Origin of the sequence: Vibrio sp. LaRot3, assembly GCF_027587025.1 — a bacterium.
Taxonomy (GTDB): domain Bacteria; phylum Pseudomonadota; class Gammaproteobacteria; order Enterobacterales; family Vibrionaceae; genus Vibrio.
Genome location: NZ_JAPPTI010000010.1, coordinates 1 through 15168 on the forward strand (window position 1 = coordinate 1; position 15168 = coordinate 15168).

Genomic DNA, 15168 nt, shown 5'->3' on the forward strand with positions numbered 1-15168 from the left:
AATGACTGTTGAGCTAATCGCACCAATCGCAATGGACGAAGGTCTTCGTTTCGCGATCCGTGAAGGCGGCCGTACAGTAGGTGCTGGTGTTGTTGCTAAGATCTTCGCTTAATTCTTAAGAATTATTTGAAGATATTGCGATACTCGCATTAAGAAAAAGGAAGCTTCGGCTTCCTTTTTTCGTTTTGGTTATAAGCAAAATTGACGGCTTAACCTTGATTCAATTTAAGTTGCTTATCGATAAAACATCGACTTAAACTCATTCCACTTGTTCTCTTTATCCCTTTCTTTACTAGCACTGCTCTCATGTGCTTCTTTCTGCGTTTTTATATAACAAATCGGTCTTAATTTTGCTGAAGATCTAAGTGGTAACAAGAACAATTCTTGTTTATATTTCTTGGCACAGAGCGGTTATTTGGAAAGTAGTATGTACGTCTGTTTATGCCATGGTGTTTCAGATAAGAAAATCAGGAAGTTAGTGTTAGAAGAAGGCATTTCTGATATTCGAGGCATTAAAAAGTGCACGGCATTAGGTAGCCAATGTGGCAAGTGTATTAAGCAGGCGAAAGAAATCCTCGACCAAACAGCGCCAGTTTTGTATCAACAAGCAAGCTAAATGCTTGTTGAGCTTTTTGACACCTTCTTGATTGGTTCTACAGTTTAAAGTGAGCCAACGAGGAGGGTTTTGTCATGAAAGGCGATCCAATAATAATTCAACATCTCAACAAAGTGCTCGGCAATGAGCTTGTCGCAATCAATCAATATTTCCTACACGCACGCATGTATAAAGACTGGGGTCTAAAGCATCTAGCGGATAAGGAGTATCATGAATCGATAGACGAGATGAAACATGCCGATCATCTTATTGAACGCATTTTATTCTTAGAGGGACTACCTAACTTACAAGATCTCGGCAAGCTGATGATTGGTGAAGATACCAAAGAGATGCTTGAGTGTGATTTGAAGTTAGAGATGGCCGCCATACCAGATTTAAAAGATGCTATCGCCTACGCAGAAGATATCCATGATTATGTCTCGCGGGATCTGTTCCAAGATATTTTGGAAGACGAAGAAGAGCATGTGGATTGGTTAGAAACACAGCTAGGCTTGATTGACATGACAGGGATTCAAAATTACCTGCAAGCTCAATATGTTGACGAAGACGATGATGATTAGTCTTTAAGTAAGATTTGAATAGAAAGAGCACCTTAGCCATAGGTGCTCTTTTTGTTTTTGTCCTTTCTTCTAGCCATACATTTTGCTTGCTAAAGTTGCTCTGTTTCTGTACTATTCGTGCTCCTTAAATCTCAGTCAATTATCTTTAGTTCCTTGCTTCCTCTGGATGACTGAGCCAACTGTGGAAGCTAATAATCCGTAAGGAGCAACCAATGCGTCATTACGAAATCGTATTCATGGTGCACCCAGATCAAAGCGAGCAAGTTGCTGGCATGATCGAGCGTTACACTGGTTCTATCACTGAAGCTGGCGGTAAAGTACACCGTCTAGAAGACTGGGGTCGTCGTCAACTGGCTTACCCAATCAACAAGCTTCACAAAGCTCACTACGTTCTAATGAACGTTGAAGCTGACCAAGCTGTAATCGATGAACTAGAAACTGCTTTCCGTTTCAACGATGCAGTTCTACGTAACATGATCATGCGTACTAAGTCTGCTATCACTGAGCAATCTATCATGCTTAAGCAAAAAGAAGAGCGTGCAGAGCGTGCTCCTCGTCGTGAAGAGCGTGCAGAAGCTAAACCAGAAGCAGCTGCTGAGTAATTGATTGTATGACCAATCGAATGGAGCTGAGTGGCACTGTTGCTAAGCCTCCTATTCGTAGTAAAAGCCCTAGTGGCGTAGAACATTGCCGGTTTTGGCTAGAGCATCGTTCTACGGTTATTGAAGCTGACCTACCGAGACAAGTTTATTGTCGTATGCCGGTAGTGATTAGTGGGCAAAGGTCAACAACACTCACTCAAGATTTAGTACAAGGCAGTAGCATTAAGGTAGGCGGTTTTGTCGCTTATCAGACCGGCCGAAATGGCGTGGGAAAACTAGTGCTGCATGCCGACAACATTACTTATATTTAGATCAGGAGATAGCCCATGGCTCGTTTCTTCCGTCGTCGTAAATTCTGCCGTTTCACTGCAGAAGGCGTACAAGAGATTGATTACAAAGACGTAGCAACTCTTAAAAACTACATCACTGAAGCTGGTAAAATCGTACCTAGCCGTATCACTGGCACAAGCGCTAAGTACCAGCGTCAACTAGCTCGCGCTATCAAGCGTTCGCGCTACCTAGCTCTACTACCGTACACTGACAAGCATCAGTAATCGGTTCGTTTTATTAAGAAAGAGGATTAAACAATGCAAGTTATTCTACTTGATAAAATCGGTAACCTAGGTGGTCTTGGCGATACAGTAAACGTTAAGTCTGGCTACGCTCGTAACTTCCTTATCCCACAAGGTAAAGCAGTTATGGCAACTAAAGGCAACGTTGAAATGTTCGAAGCTCGTCGCGCTGAACTAGAAGCTAAAGTTGCTGAGCAACTAGCTGCTTCTGAAGCACGTGCTGAGAAAGTTAACGCTCTAGAAGCTGTTGTTATCGCTTCTAAAGCTGGTGACGAAGGCAAACTATTCGGTTCTATCGGTACTCGTGACATCGCTGATGCAATCACTGCAGCAGGCGTTGAAGTTGCTAAGAGCGAAGTTCGTCTTCCTGAAGGCGCACTACGTAACACTGGTGAGTTCGAGATTAGCGTTCAACTTCACTCTGAAGTATTCGCTACAGTTAACCTACAAGTTGTTGCTGCTGAGTAATTCAGTATCAAGACGTATTTTAAAAGCACCTGTTCGCAGGTGCTTTTTTTATGTCTGAAGAAAATGTTCGTCTCTAGAAGACAAATAGCAAGTTGATGGCAAAAATGCTATCGGCTTTTTCTAGCCCTTCTGGCACTTTATCGTGGTATTGGCGCGAGTGAGAAATCTTGAGCGCGATGTCTTCGGTAATATTATTGGTCACGCTGATGTCAGTGTCAGTTCGCGTGTTGCTGCGGCCAGAGACTAAGGTCAGGTCGGCTGAGATGCTCAAGTTATCTAGTGCTTGCCATGAGCTATTGATGTTGCCACGGAAAATCGCCTCTTCAACCATATCGGGAAAGATAATATCGTCATCATCGATTTCATCTTTATTCGGCTCTTGGTAACGAAAACCAGGGCCAAGCTCCAGCTCGAACACAAACTCTTCAGTATTTGAAAACTGATAACCAAGACCACCAGATAAGGTGTAATCCTTGAAATATGCACTGTAGCGAGAATCGACCCCTTTAAAGCTGCCATACAGATAGGTTTTTGGTCCTAACTTGTAGTCACTTTGCGCGGTATAGGTGGATTGGCGCTTATCTTCTTCGCCATCTTTGTAGAGCAAATAAAATTTCCATTCACCACTGGTACGGTGACGCCCTGCGGTATATTCCGCATTCAAACGTGAGTTCAAAGAGCGTGAATCTGAGTTGCCGGTGTGAGATTGATAGCCGAACTCGACCTCAGATGACCAAGGCGAGGGAACTTCAATTTCATTGGCCTGCTCAGGCTCTTCCTGTCCATAGGAAAACATCGGGGACATTAAGGCTAAACTCGCAAGCCAGTATTTCGACACAAACAACCTCAAACACTCTAAATGGGGGAGCTAAGCAGGGAATATAGATTCAAACACGTTTTTCTCGGTCAGCAATAAGTTAATTCTATATGAGATGTCCACAAACTTTGGTTCTGATAAAGACAATGACGCGATTCTCGCTATAATGAGCGGTCATAGAAAGTTGTTGAGCAAGACCATGGCAGATACCAGACCGGACAATCGCAAACGTAATAATTTTGATGCCCAAGTGGATGCAATCAAAACCCCTCCGCACTCCCTAGAAGCAGAGCAATCTGTTATTGGTGGTTTATTATTAGATAATGAGCGTTGGGATACCGTTGCTGAGCGTGTGGTCGCACGTGACTTTTACAGTCGCCCGCACCGTCTAGTTTTTGAAGCGGTACAGCGCATTCTTGAAGACAGCAAACCGCTGGATTTAATTACTCTATCTGAGCACTTAGAGCAGCACGAGCAGCTCGAAGATGTCGGTGGCTTTGCTTACCTTGCTGACTTAGTAAAAAACACCCCTTCTGCGGCCAACATTAATGCCTATGCCGATATCGTGGCCGAGCGCGCGGTGGTTCGTGATCTGATTGGTGTGGCGAATGAGATTGCCGATGCAGGTTATGACCCTCAAGGTCGTACGTCTGAAGACTTGGTCGACATGGCAGAGAGTAAGGTGTTTGCCATTGCGGAGTCTCGTACTAATGAAAACGAAGGCCCGCAAAACGTCGACAACATTCTAGAAAAAACATTAGAGCGTATCGAGCTACTGTATAAATCACCGCAAGATGGCGTGACTGGTGTCGATACTGGCTTTACCGATTTAAATAAGAAGACCGCAGGTCTGCAAGGTTCTGACTTAGTGATCGTGGCGGCACGTCCGTCGATGGGTAAAACCACCTTTGCGATGAACTTGTGTGAAAACGCTGCAATGGTTTCTGACAAACCCGTACTAATTTTCTCGCTAGAGATGCCATCAGAACAGATCATGATGCGTATGCTGGCGTCGCTTTCTCGTGTCGACCAAACCAAGATTCGTACTGGTCAGCTTGATGATGAGGATTGGGCTCGTATTTCTTCTACCATGGGTATCCTAATGGAGAAGAAGAACATGTACATCGATGATAGCTCTGGCTTAACACCTACCGAAGTGCGTTCTCGTGCGCGTCGTATTGCTCGTGAGCACGGTGGTCTATCGATGATCATGGTCGACTACTTGCAGTTGATGCGCGTACCCGCACTTTCTGAAAACCGTACCTTGGAAATCGCCGAGATCTCTCGCTCACTGAAAGCGTTAGCGAAAGAGTTGAATGTACCTGTGGTCGCGCTGTCGCAGCTAAACCGTTCCCTAGAGCAACGTGCCGATAAACGACCAGTAAACTCGGACTTGCGTGAATCAGGCTCTATTGAGCAGGATGCCGACTTAATCATGTTCATCTATCGTGATGAGGTTTATAACCCAGATAGCTCAATGAAAGGCACGGCTGAGATTATCCTTGGTAAGCAGCGTAACGGCCCGATCGGTTCGGTTCGCTTAACCTTCCAAGGCCAATGGTCTCGCTTTGATAACTACGCAGGTCCTGCGTTTGATGTGGATGAAGAATAAGCCTATGAGTTATATGAAGGCCGCCACTGCGCATGTGGATTTAAATGCGCTGCAACATAATCTGATGCAAGTAAAGCAGCAAGCCCCGGCTTGTAAGATTATCGCTGTGGTAAAAGCCAATGGATATGGTCATGGTCTACGCCATATTGCTCAACATGCGAATGGTGCCGATGCCTTTGGTGTGGCACGCATTGAAGAAGCGCTACAATTACGCGCTTGTGGAGTCGTGAAACCGATTTTGTTGCTAGAAGGTTTTTATTCTTCTGGTGATTTGCCTGTTTTGGTTACGAATAACATTCAAACGGTCGTGCATTGTGAAGAGCAACTGCAAGCTCTAGAGCAAGCTGAGTTGGAAACGCCAGTTAAAGTGTGGATTAAAGTCGACAGTGGCATGCACCGTTTAGGAGTGCGACCAGAACAACTCGATGATTTTATTACTCGCCTGAAAGCCTGTGATAACGTGGCGAAGCCTTTACGCTACATGAGTCACTTTGCTAGTGCTGACGAGTTAGATAAATCCACCACTGTCGAGCAAACAGAACTGTTTTTGTCGCTTACTGAAGGCTGCCAAGGTGAACGCTCTATGGCGGCATCTGCCGGTATTTTAGCGTGGCCAGATAGCCATCTTGATTGGGTAAGACCGGGCATTATCATGTACGGCGTGTCACCTTTCGCAGAGAAGACTGCTGCCGAGCTTGGCTACCAACCAGTGATGACACTGAAATCGCACTTAATTGCAGTACGTGATGTGAAAAAAGGTGAGAGTGTTGGCTACGGTGGTATCTGGACTAGCGAACGTGATACCAAAATGGGCGTTATTGCGATTGGCTACGGTGATGGCTATCCAAGAACTGCACCAAACGGTACGCCAGTGCTGGTGAATGGCCGACGTGTACCGATTGCTGGCCGTGTCTCGATGGACATGTTAACGGTTGATTTAGGCCCTGATGCACAAGACAAAGTGGGTGATGAGGCTATCATGTGGGGTAAGGACTTGCCTTCAGAAGAAGTCGCCAGCCACATTGGTACTATCGCCTATGAACTTGTGACTAAACTGACCTCACGAGTTGAGATGGTTTACACCAAGTAGTTCTTGAACATAAATTAAGTTCAGCAAAAAACAGCAGCCAATGGCTGCTGTTTTCGTTGGGACGCGCTATCTAAGCAATTACTCGCCTTGAATCGTCGCGATCACTCGGCGGCTGCTACCCATATCTCGATGTTCACCCAAGTAGATGCCTTGCCATGTTCCCAGCGCTAAGCGGCCATTGCAGATAGGAATGGTGACACTTGCTCCTAACGTCGAAGCTTTGATATGAGCCGGCATATCGTCATCTCCTTCGTAGGTGTGTTGGTAGTAGGGGGCTCGTTCAGGGACAAACTTATTAAAGTGCTTCTCCATGTCATGACGAACGGTCGGATCAGCGTTCTCATTTAGCGTGAGACTGGCAGAGGTATGTTGGATAAATAGATGTAATAAACCTACTGATAATGAACTAATTTGCGGTAGTTGTTGTTCAATTTCATCAGTGATTAGATGAAACCCGCGTGAGCGTTGCTGTAAGTTGATCGTTTTCTGAGACCACATAAACGTTCCTTTGATATTTACTTGGCAAATTGAGAGCCTGTGGCTAGTCTAATCTCACGGGATTTAATTGTTTAGTTGCAATCGCTAGATAAGCTAATGTGATTTAACTCAATGTGAGTGCAAAGCAACTGCATCATAATTAGCCAGTGAAAAAAAATTACATAACCTTGTTTTGTGGCAATTAGCCCAAACATTTACCTTATATTATTTTTGCTAAAATCGGGGATTCCTAAGGTTTTGTAAAAAGCCGGGAATAAAAACCTACTGTAACATCGGGATAGAGACCATGTTGAAAAATATTAATCCAACGCAAACACAAGCTTGGAAAGCGCTAACTGCGCATTTTGAATCTGCACAAGATATGGATATGACTGAGCTATTCGCTCAGGATGCTGCGCGCTTTGATAAGTTCTCTACACGTTTTGGTGACGATCTTCTTATCGATTACTCTAAAAACTTAATTAACGAAGAAACGTTACAGCACCTTTTTGCTCTAGCGAAAGAAACAGAACTTCAGTCAGCGATTGAAGCGATGTTTAGCGGTGAAGCAATCAACCAAACAGAAGGTCGCGCAGTGCTTCATACTGCACTACGTAACCGTAGCAACAAGCCTGTTATGGTTGACGGCGAAGACGTAATGCCTGCTGTTAACGCAGTACTAGAAAAAATGAAATCATTCACTGATCGCGTTATTGGCGGTGAGTGGAAAGGCTACACAGGCAAAGCGATTACGGATATCGTAAACATCGGTATCGGTGGTTCTGATCTTGGTCCTTACATGGTGGCAGAGGCGCTAGCGCCGTACAAAAATCACCTAAACCTACACTTTGTTTCTAACGTTGATGGTACGCATATCGTAGAAACATTGAAAAAGGTAAACCCAGAAACGACGCTATTCCTTATCGCGTCTAAGACATTCACTACTCAAGAAACGATGACAAACGCGCACACAGCACGTGACTGGTTCCTAGAAGCAGCAGGTGAAGAAGCGCACGTAGCGAAGCACTTTGCAGCGCTATCAACTAACGCAACTGCGGTTTCTGAGTTCGGTATTGATACAGACAACATGTTTGAATTCTGGGATTGGGTTGGCGGCCGTTACTCACTATGGTCTGCAATCGGCCTTTCAATCGCACTAGCGGTAGGTTACGACAACTTTGTTGAGCTACTAGATGGTGCTCACGAGATGGATAACCACTTTGCTTCTACCGATCTAGAAAGCAACGTGCCAGTAATTCTTGCGTTGATTGGTCTGTGGTACAACAACTTCCACGGTGCAGAATCAGAAGCAATCCTACCTTACGATCAGTACATGCACCGTTTCGCTGCGTACTTCCAGCAAGGTAACATGGAGTCTAACGGTAAATACGTTGACCGTGATGGCAATGCTGTGACTTACCAAACTGGCCCAATCATTTGGGGTGAACCAGGTACTAACGGTCAGCACGCGTTCTACCAGTTGATCCACCAAGGCACTAAGCTGATCCCTTGTGACTTCATTGCGCCAGCATTAAGCCACAATCCAGCAGGCGATCACCACCAGAAGCTAATGTCTAACTTCTTCGCTCAAACTGAAGCGCTAGCCTTTGGTAAGACAGAAGAGACTGTAAAAGCAGAATTTGCACAAGCGGGTAAATCTGAGGAAGAAGCGGCAACACTAGCACCATTCAAAGTGTTTGAAGGTAATCGCCCAACGAACTCTATCCTAGTTAAGCAAATCACACCTCGTACTCTAGGTAACCTTATTGCAATGTACGAGCACAAGATCTTTGTTCAAGGTGTTATTTGGAACATCTTCAGCTTTGACCAGTGGGGTGTAGAGTTAGGTAAACAACTAGCGAACCAAATCCTACCTGAGTTAGCTGACGCAACAGAAATCAGCTCACACGATAGCTCGACGAATGGCCTGATTAACGCATTTAAAGCGTTTAAAGCATAATTGACCGTCGGAACGGATAGAGAAACGCCAGCATATTGCTGGCGTTTTTTTATGTTTATTACACAGTGTGATGAATGCTGCTTGGCGCATCCGTTTGAGTGGTAAACTTTTGCCCCAATAGCGCGATGAGTTGATCGTAGTATTGGCTGTTTGTCTTATTACCCAATAACTTACAAAGTTCATTACCTGTTGGTGTAAAACGGTAGTAGAGCAGCCTTACCCCTTTGCTGTGTGCTTGCAGTGATAGCTGTTTGCCTTGGTAGATGAGCGGCAGTGGCGACTCCAGTTCAATCTCGCCAGATTCCAATTCCGTGCCATGCATTAACCCAAGTTCGAACAAGACCAATAAACTTGAGTAGGGCAGTTGGAAGTTGCCAACATTAATGTTGCTAGTGATATTGCGCTTACCAAAACTGAATATCCCCCCCTGTGCACGATAGCCGATTAATAACTTGCGGCTGTTATCTGAGCCAAAGCTACAAGCGAGAGAGGCTGCACGTTGCAGTATTTGCGCCTCTTTTGGTGTCATGTCTTGCAGCACTTTGAGCGCTTTCATTGACGTTGAACCTGGGTTGGTTACTTCTCGTTTGAGTACCTGTGCCCAGAGCCTTTGCATTGAAGGGTTATGAACTTCTTGTGCCATATCGAAGAAACGATATAGCCAGTCTTGGTCTGGTTCACCTGCGGTTTCATCGCTGCATGAAGAGTGTGTCAGCTTTAAGATCTGTTCTAAGTTCTTTTGTCTTTGTTCACGTCTACGGCGTTCACGAACCAAAGAACGTTCTAAAGCGGGCTTCTGTGGAGCTTCTTTCTGAAGGAGGGCATCGAGTCCAAATGTCTGCGCGATATGTACAACTCGACTAGAGCTGTCTTTGACGTAATGGGACTTCTTATGTTGCTGATTTTCTTTTGTAGGTTCGTGGTCAATCACCACAGGTTTGTTGCTCTCAGACATACCATTTCCTTAACCAACAGAGAGCTTATCACTGTACCTTTTTCATGCAAAAGCTACCAGAAAAACTCAGCAAGTTCGTGACGCAAAAATTTGCTAGTGATTATGCTAATGGTTTGTTAAAATTGTTATCGCTTTTTGAGAGGGATTTATGAAGTATTCGAGTGATAATAAACTAATAAAGCACCTATCAATTACCCTGTTGCTACTGGTTTATGTAGCAGTGTTAGTCTATTTATCTAGATATCTAACGTAGTGCGGATAATTAATAGGTTGCTTAGATGTTAATCGATGTTAGTAATCGTATTCTGCTATCTCTGTGCCTTCGATTACGTAGCCTGTTTCTGCCAGTTCATGACTGACGACTTCTGTTTTAAGCTTACCAATCACATAAATGACATCCCATAGTTGCTGTACGGGTGCACCCTTAGGAAAACGAACATAGATAATTTGGTTTGGTGGCGGTGGCGGTACATGAATACAAGCACCGAAATAAGGCACGAGTAAAAACTCAGTAATGGTGTCTTCATCCCCTTCTAATGGAATTACGTACCCCGGAATTTTTACCTCACTCCCATTGAGTTCTTGGCGAACTTTACCCACCTTTAATTGTTGAGCCGCGGCTCCCGAGTGATTGGTAACAGGCATACCGACCGCATCAAATTGATTGCGCTCATCCTCTGGGACTAAGTCAATCCAATCCAGTTGAAGCACATCTTCATTCGCGCTTGCTTGCCCTGGTAGAGCCACCATGGTGATGGCCCAAAAGAAAAGTAGTACTGCTTTTTTCATTTCTAAACTCTTATTGTCATACCGTCGCTGAGTGACTGTTTATAAGCACGGATGGCAGGGATAATGCCAATTACAGTGCCGGAAAGCTGTACCGCGCCAAGTAACAGTAACTCATATTGACTTAGCCCGATCAACGGCAGCTGAATACCATAGTTTTGCGCGATAATCGGCCCGATAGCCGCAAGTAATCCATACAGACAAAGCGTGCCGACTAGAATGCCTACTGCTGTTAGCGCACTGGCTTCCAAGATGAGTAATGAAAATACGTGCCTTGGTCTTGCGCCCATCGCTCGTAAGATGGCCATTTCACGTCGCCTTTCTTGTAAGCTGGTCAGTAAACTCGACAACATGCCTAGTAAACCCGCAGCTACAACAAAGATGGAAACCGCCATCAAGGCTTGCTCTGCTACCGACATCATGCCCCAAAGCTCATGTAGGGCAACACCCGGTAAAATCGCACTCAAGGGCTCTTTGGGATAGGTGTTAATTTGTCTTTGTAGAGCAAAGGTCTGAATCTTGGATTTTAGTCCGACTAGCATAGCGGTAATTTGTTGCGGTTCAAAGTCACGCTGGAGTAGTTGTTCTGCTGAAGGCGTGTTGCCAAGATTTGCCCCTGATTCCCAACCAACATGGATGGCTTCAATGGCTTCTAAAGAGACGTGCACAGTTTTATCTACTGGCGTACCAGTCGGTTCAAAAATACCGACTACTTTAAAGGGCAGTTTGTCATGGCGGCTGAAGCCTGCGTCGTTAATGCCATGAGCAATAATGATCTCACTGCCTATAGTGTAGCCAAGTTTCTTTGCTACTTCTGAGCCGATCACAGTTTCAAATAGCCCGTTAAATGAGCGGCCTTGCGCTAAAGCGAGGTTCTGCTTACGGCCGTATCGGTAGTGCTCGAAGTAACTTTGATTGGTGCCTAGAACGCGAAAGCCTTTATGGGAGTCACCCAATGAAAGAGGAATGGTCCAATCTACCGAGCGATGTTGGCTAAATTCTTGGTAGCTTTTCCAGTCTATATTGTTGGTGGCGTTACCAATTCTAAATACGGAATAAAGCAATAAGTTCACTTGCCCTGAGCGGCCGCCGACAATCAAGTCGGTACCTGAAATAGTATTGGCGAAGCTACTTTTCGCTTGAGTACGAATACGCTCTACACCTAATAGCAGAATAACGGAAATCGCTACGGTGAGAATGGTCAAAATTGCGGTTAAGCGTCGGTTATTGGCGCTTTTCCAAGCAAGCATTAATGTTGGGCTCATGATTGCGCTCCTGCTTGGTTGAGTGACTGCAAGTCGATAATTCGATCAAACAACGATTCTAGAGTTGGGTCATGGCTGACAAACAGTAGCGTGGCGTTGGCTTGATTCACTTGCTCAAGCAGCAGTTCAATAAAGGCGGTGCGGTTGTCATGATCCAGTGAGGAAGTCGGTTCATCTGCAATGATCAATTGCGGGTTGCCCATCAATGCTCGGGCAGCCGCCACGCGTTGTTGTTGTCCGATGCTGAGCTCTGTGACTGGTTTGTCCATCAATGCTTCTGGCAAATGAAGTTTAGTCAGTAGCGTGCGAGCCTGTTGCTGTAAGTTGCCATTTACTTGTTGGCGGCGAGATTTAGAAAACTGGCAAGGTAACACTACGTTTTCTATCACGCTTAGATAAGGCAGCAGATTAAACTGTTGGAAAATATAGCCTATATGATTAGCTCTAAAACGGTCACGTTGCGCCCCTTTTAGGGTTTTCAAGTCTTGCTCAAGTACGTTGACTTGACCTTCATCTGCTTTAAGAATTCCGGTCAGAAGACCAAGTAGTGTCGATTTACCGCAGCCACTTGGCCCTTTAATAAATAGGTGCTCGCCACGTTGTACTTCGAGCAACGGAATATCTAACGTTGGGTTAGGATTATTGGCCCAGCGATACTTCACCTGCTTAAGGTGAACCACTGGAGGTAATGTTTCTATTGTCATTTTTGCTTCCAATAAGTGATACCAATAGCCTGATGCGTTCAGGCTATTGGGTTTAAGCAAGATCTAGATTAGAACTTAATAGTGCTTTGCTTTTCTGATAGTTCTAGGGCTGCTTGCTTAGTATCAGTGAGCAAGTTGACTTTCACTTTATTGGTCGCTGGGAATAGCTCAAACCATTTTGTGTCAATTGATTCAAGTTTGGCTAGGTTGTCACAGTGGTAATGGTATTCAATAGTGAATTCGCCGTGACCACCGTGTGACTCATGATCGTGTTTGTCGTGGTCGTGGCCTTCATGGTCATGAGCGTGCTTATCGTGGTCATGGCCTTCATGGTCATGATCGTGTTTGTCGTGGTCATGGCCTTCATGGTCATGATCGTGTTTGTCGTGGTCATGGCCTTCATGGTCATGATCGTGTTTATCGTGGTCATGGCCTTCATGGTCATGATCGTGTTTATCATGGTCATGACCTTCGTGATCATCATGAGTATCTTGACCTAAAGTATGTGTTACTGATTTATGCTCGAGTTTACATTGCGCATTAGACGCAAGAAGTAGCACAGAGTTAGCATTGTTTAGGTGAGCTTCAGCTTGCTGCAGAGCTTTCTTCTGCTCATCGTTTTGAGGGGCGTGTTCAAAGCCAACTACGTCTGCTCCTGGAGCGGTAATCTCTACTAATAGCTCATGGCCATCTTGGGCAATATTGAATTCCACTTCGCCATGAACGTGAGCGTCATGCTGGCGGAAGTGATCTTCAGCCATTGCGGTTTGAGAAAGAGCAAGGCCAAGGCAAAGGGCAAGTGGAGAGTACTTAGTCATGTTAAATCCTGAATCATTATAAATTTATTAAAACGTACCTGAGCGAACTCTTCGCTCAGGTATTTAAATAGGGAGAAGAAAGTTAAGTATAGATTGATTCAGGTGGAGCTCTCGCTAATGGCACGATCACATGAGCCGCGATGTATGGATACTCGGAGAAGAAATACGGCGGCTCTTGCAATTGTGGACTAGCTAAGATGATTGGCGCAGTAAGCGTGCCATGCAGAGCATTAGCAAACAGCTGGCATTGATGGTGTTCATGGTGTTGGGGAGAAAGGTCGTATTGGTGATCAATATAGGCAAAACTCATCCACAGCATAAACATGGCTGCACAAAGTGCGACCAGAGTTTTTTTGCGTGTGTGAGCGTAGAAAGAGACCACAGGTTACCACCTAAGAAAAGTCGAGTTGTTATACTATAACAACTCGACTCTAAAGGTTAAGACTAATTTGAAAAATCAGTGGTATAACGGCTTGAATAAACGCTTATAAGCTTTGCTTAACTAGGCTTAGTACTTGCTGAATTTCACTCTCATTGAGCGCACCTTCTTTGACAAAAAGTACTTTACCTTGTTTGTCTTGCACGAGAATAGCCGACGATTCCGCTTGAAGACCCCATGCTTTAGCAACCGTGCCATTTTCATCCAACACCATGGATGACCATGGGAACTCTTTTTTGCTGTCTTGCGCAGAAGATTTTACAAATGAGCCAGTACCCCAAATCGCGTCATCTTGGTTAATGATGGTTGTGGTTTGGTAGCTCTCAGCAGGGAACTCGGCAGCGGTGATAGCAGCCATAAGAGGGGCATTCATTTCTTTAGAACTGCTTCTACCAGCGATGGCCTGAACCACGCGTACTTTGCCAAGCATCGCTTGAGTATCCCATGCTTGATAAACCGTATCATTGTCTTGAACCAAAATTTCACCATGGCTTGTTACCGCAACACTTGGCACGGCTTGCTCAAGTTTGATGTTGTGAGCAAAAACAGAACTGGAAGCTAAAGTAAGCGCCAGTGCGAGTAACGTTTTGTGTTTCATTATGATTTCCTTAATGTTCTAGCAGTGATACTGATGAAGCGACATGTTTCTAAAGTATATACTCAATAACGAAAAAGAGTGGTCGAATCATTCATTTCCTGTTGGAGGGAAGCAAACGCCAGTGCCACCAAGGCCGCAATAGCCATTCGGATTTTTAGCTAAATACTGCTGATGGTAGGTTTCAGCAAAGTAATAGTCGTTAGCCATCTCGATTTCGGTAGTGATCGGTTTGCTTTCACCAAGCAACGTTTGATATTGCTGCTTCGATTGTTGTGCGATTTCTAGTTGTTCTTGGCTGTAGGTATAAACTACAGAGCGGTATTGTGTGCCTAAGTCGTTGCCTTGACGCATACCTTGAGTGGGATCGTGGCGTTCCCAAAAGGTTTTCAAAAGCTCAGATAATGTGATTTCACTTGGGTCAAACACTACTCGTACAACTTCGGTGTGACCTGTTTTACCTGAGCACACTTCTTCATAGCTTGGGTTAGGCGTGTATCCGCCGGCATAACCGACAGACGTACTCACCACTCCGTTGAGTTGCCAAAATAGTCGTTCTGCGCCCCAAAAACATCCCATACCTAATAGGATCTGTTGTTGACTGCCACTCGGTTTCGCCGTCAAACTGGATTGATTGACGAAGTGCTGCTCTTCAATTGACATTGGTGTGTCGCGGCCGATGAGAGCACGCTCTGGAGCGATCATGGTTTGTTTATCTAGCATGGGAGTATCCTTGTTGAGTCTTCCTTTGAGTAGTAGACCGAGAATTTAACGGTTTTCATACAGACTATTTTATTAACTAACGTTATCATTTATATCAAACAATACGAAA

General features: G+C 44.9%; 19 protein-coding genes and 1 pseudogene. 10 read left to right on the forward strand and 10 right to left on the reverse strand.

The features are described 5' to 3' along the window. The 7 genes and pseudogenes from OH461_RS15975 to rplI all read left to right on the forward strand — a co-directional run. A pseudogene (locus OH461_RS15975) lies at positions 1-112 on the forward strand (elongation factor Tu); the annotation flags it as partial. 315 nt (positions 113-427) lie between these two features. Further along, the gene (locus OH461_RS15980; RefSeq protein ID WP_270021571.1) at positions 428-616 is read left to right on the forward strand and encodes a (2Fe-2S)-binding protein; all 189 of its coding nucleotides are present in this window, start codon (positions 428-430) and stop codon (positions 614-616) included. A 74-nt stretch (positions 617-690) separates the two neighbouring features. Next, complete coding sequence (gene bfr / locus OH461_RS15985; protein WP_270021572.1) at positions 691-1176, forward strand: bacterioferritin; 486 nt, start codon at positions 691-693, stop codon at positions 1174-1176. Between the two features lie 212 nt (positions 1177-1388). Continuing rightward, positions 1389-1778 carry a 30S ribosomal protein S6 gene (rpsF, locus tag OH461_RS15990; RefSeq protein ID WP_270021573.1) on the forward strand — a complete coding sequence of 130 codons (390 nt, stop codon included), beginning with the start codon at positions 1389-1391 and terminating at the stop codon, positions 1776-1778. A gap of 8 nt (positions 1779-1786) precedes the next feature. Next, positions 1787-2089: a primosomal replication protein N gene (gene priB / locus OH461_RS15995; protein WP_270021574.1), complete on the forward strand. Its 303-nt coding sequence runs from the start codon at positions 1787-1789 to the stop codon at positions 2087-2089. 15 nt (positions 2090-2104) lie between these two features. Next, positions 2105-2332: a 30S ribosomal protein S18 gene (rpsR, locus tag OH461_RS16000; RefSeq protein ID WP_000090472.1), complete on the forward strand. Its 228-nt coding sequence runs from the start codon at positions 2105-2107 to the stop codon at positions 2330-2332. Positions 2333-2365: 33 nt separating this feature from the next. After that, a complete protein-coding gene (rplI, locus tag OH461_RS16005) occupies positions 2366-2818 on the forward strand; it encodes a 50S ribosomal protein L9 (RefSeq protein WP_270021575.1) in 453 nt (150 codons plus the stop codon). Positions 2819-2891: 73 nt separating this feature from the next. On the opposite strand, the gene OH461_RS16010 is transcribed toward rplI, so the two are convergent. Continuing rightward, positions 2892-3656 carry a DUF481 domain-containing protein gene (locus tag OH461_RS16010; protein WP_270021576.1) on the reverse strand — a complete coding sequence of 255 codons (765 nt, stop codon included), beginning with the start codon at positions 3654-3656 and terminating at the stop codon, positions 2892-2894. 178 nt (positions 3657-3834) lie between these two features. Here OH461_RS16010 and OH461_RS16015 point away from each other — a divergent pair, with 178 nt between their 5' ends. Both OH461_RS16015 and alr read left to right on the forward strand, forming a co-directional pair. Further along, complete coding sequence (locus tag OH461_RS16015; RefSeq protein WP_270021577.1) at positions 3835-5247, forward strand: replicative DNA helicase; 1413 nt, start codon at positions 3835-3837, stop codon at positions 5245-5247. Positions 5248-5260: 13 nt separating this feature from the next. Next, the gene (gene alr / locus OH461_RS16020) at positions 5261-6337 is read left to right on the forward strand and encodes an alanine racemase (protein ID WP_270021682.1); all 1077 of its coding nucleotides are present in this window, start codon (positions 5261-5263) and stop codon (positions 6335-6337) included. A gap of 78 nt (positions 6338-6415) precedes the next feature. Here the strand turns inward: alr and OH461_RS16025 are convergent, their stop codons facing one another. Continuing rightward, complete coding sequence (locus OH461_RS16025; RefSeq protein ID WP_270021578.1) at positions 6416-6835, reverse strand: secondary thiamine-phosphate synthase enzyme YjbQ; 420 nt, start codon at positions 6833-6835, stop codon at positions 6416-6418. Between the two features lie 286 nt (positions 6836-7121). Between OH461_RS16025 and pgi the strand changes: the two genes are divergently transcribed. After that, a complete protein-coding gene (gene pgi / locus OH461_RS16030) occupies positions 7122-8774 on the forward strand; it encodes a glucose-6-phosphate isomerase (RefSeq protein WP_270021579.1) in 1653 nt (550 codons plus the stop codon). 58 nt (positions 8775-8832) lie between these two features. On the opposite strand, the gene OH461_RS16035 is transcribed toward pgi, so the two are convergent. The 8 genes from OH461_RS16035 to msrA form a co-directional block, all read right to left on the reverse strand. Further along, positions 8833-9729, reverse strand: a complete 897-nt coding sequence (locus OH461_RS16035) for a TIGR03899 family protein (RefSeq protein ID WP_270021580.1) — start codon at positions 9727-9729, stop codon at positions 8833-8835. Positions 9730-10020: 291 nt separating this feature from the next. Continuing rightward, positions 10021-10518, reverse strand: a complete 498-nt coding sequence (locus OH461_RS16040; protein ID WP_270021581.1) for a DUF3299 domain-containing protein — start codon at positions 10516-10518, stop codon at positions 10021-10023. Between the two features lie 2 nt (positions 10519-10520). Further along, positions 10521-11780 (reverse strand): ABC transporter permease, encoded by a 1260-nt coding sequence (locus tag OH461_RS16045; RefSeq protein ID WP_270021582.1) that lies wholly within the window; start codon positions 11778-11780, stop codon positions 10521-10523. Continuing rightward, the gene (locus tag OH461_RS16050) at positions 11777-12484 is read right to left on the reverse strand and encodes an ABC transporter ATP-binding protein (RefSeq protein ID WP_270021583.1); all 708 of its coding nucleotides are present in this window, start codon (positions 12482-12484) and stop codon (positions 11777-11779) included. The genes OH461_RS16045 and OH461_RS16050 overlap by 4 nt, the downstream gene beginning before the upstream one ends. Positions 12485-12552: 68 nt before the next feature. Next, positions 12553-13302, reverse strand: a complete 750-nt coding sequence (zrgA, locus tag OH461_RS16055; protein WP_270021584.1) for a zinc uptake protein ZrgA — start codon at positions 13300-13302, stop codon at positions 12553-12555. An 82-nt stretch (positions 13303-13384) separates the two neighbouring features. Next, positions 13385-13684: a DUF2607 family protein gene (locus OH461_RS16060; protein WP_270021585.1), complete on the reverse strand. Its 300-nt coding sequence runs from the start codon at positions 13682-13684 to the stop codon at positions 13385-13387. 103 nt (positions 13685-13787) lie between these two features. Beyond that, the gene (locus OH461_RS16065) at positions 13788-14339 is read right to left on the reverse strand and encodes a YtfJ family protein (protein WP_270021586.1); all 552 of its coding nucleotides are present in this window, start codon (positions 14337-14339) and stop codon (positions 13788-13790) included. 87 nt (positions 14340-14426) lie between these two features. Next, a complete protein-coding gene (msrA, locus tag OH461_RS16070; protein ID WP_270021587.1) occupies positions 14427-15059 on the reverse strand; it encodes a peptide-methionine (S)-S-oxide reductase MsrA in 633 nt (210 codons plus the stop codon). Between the last annotated feature and the right edge of the window lie 109 nt (positions 15060-15168).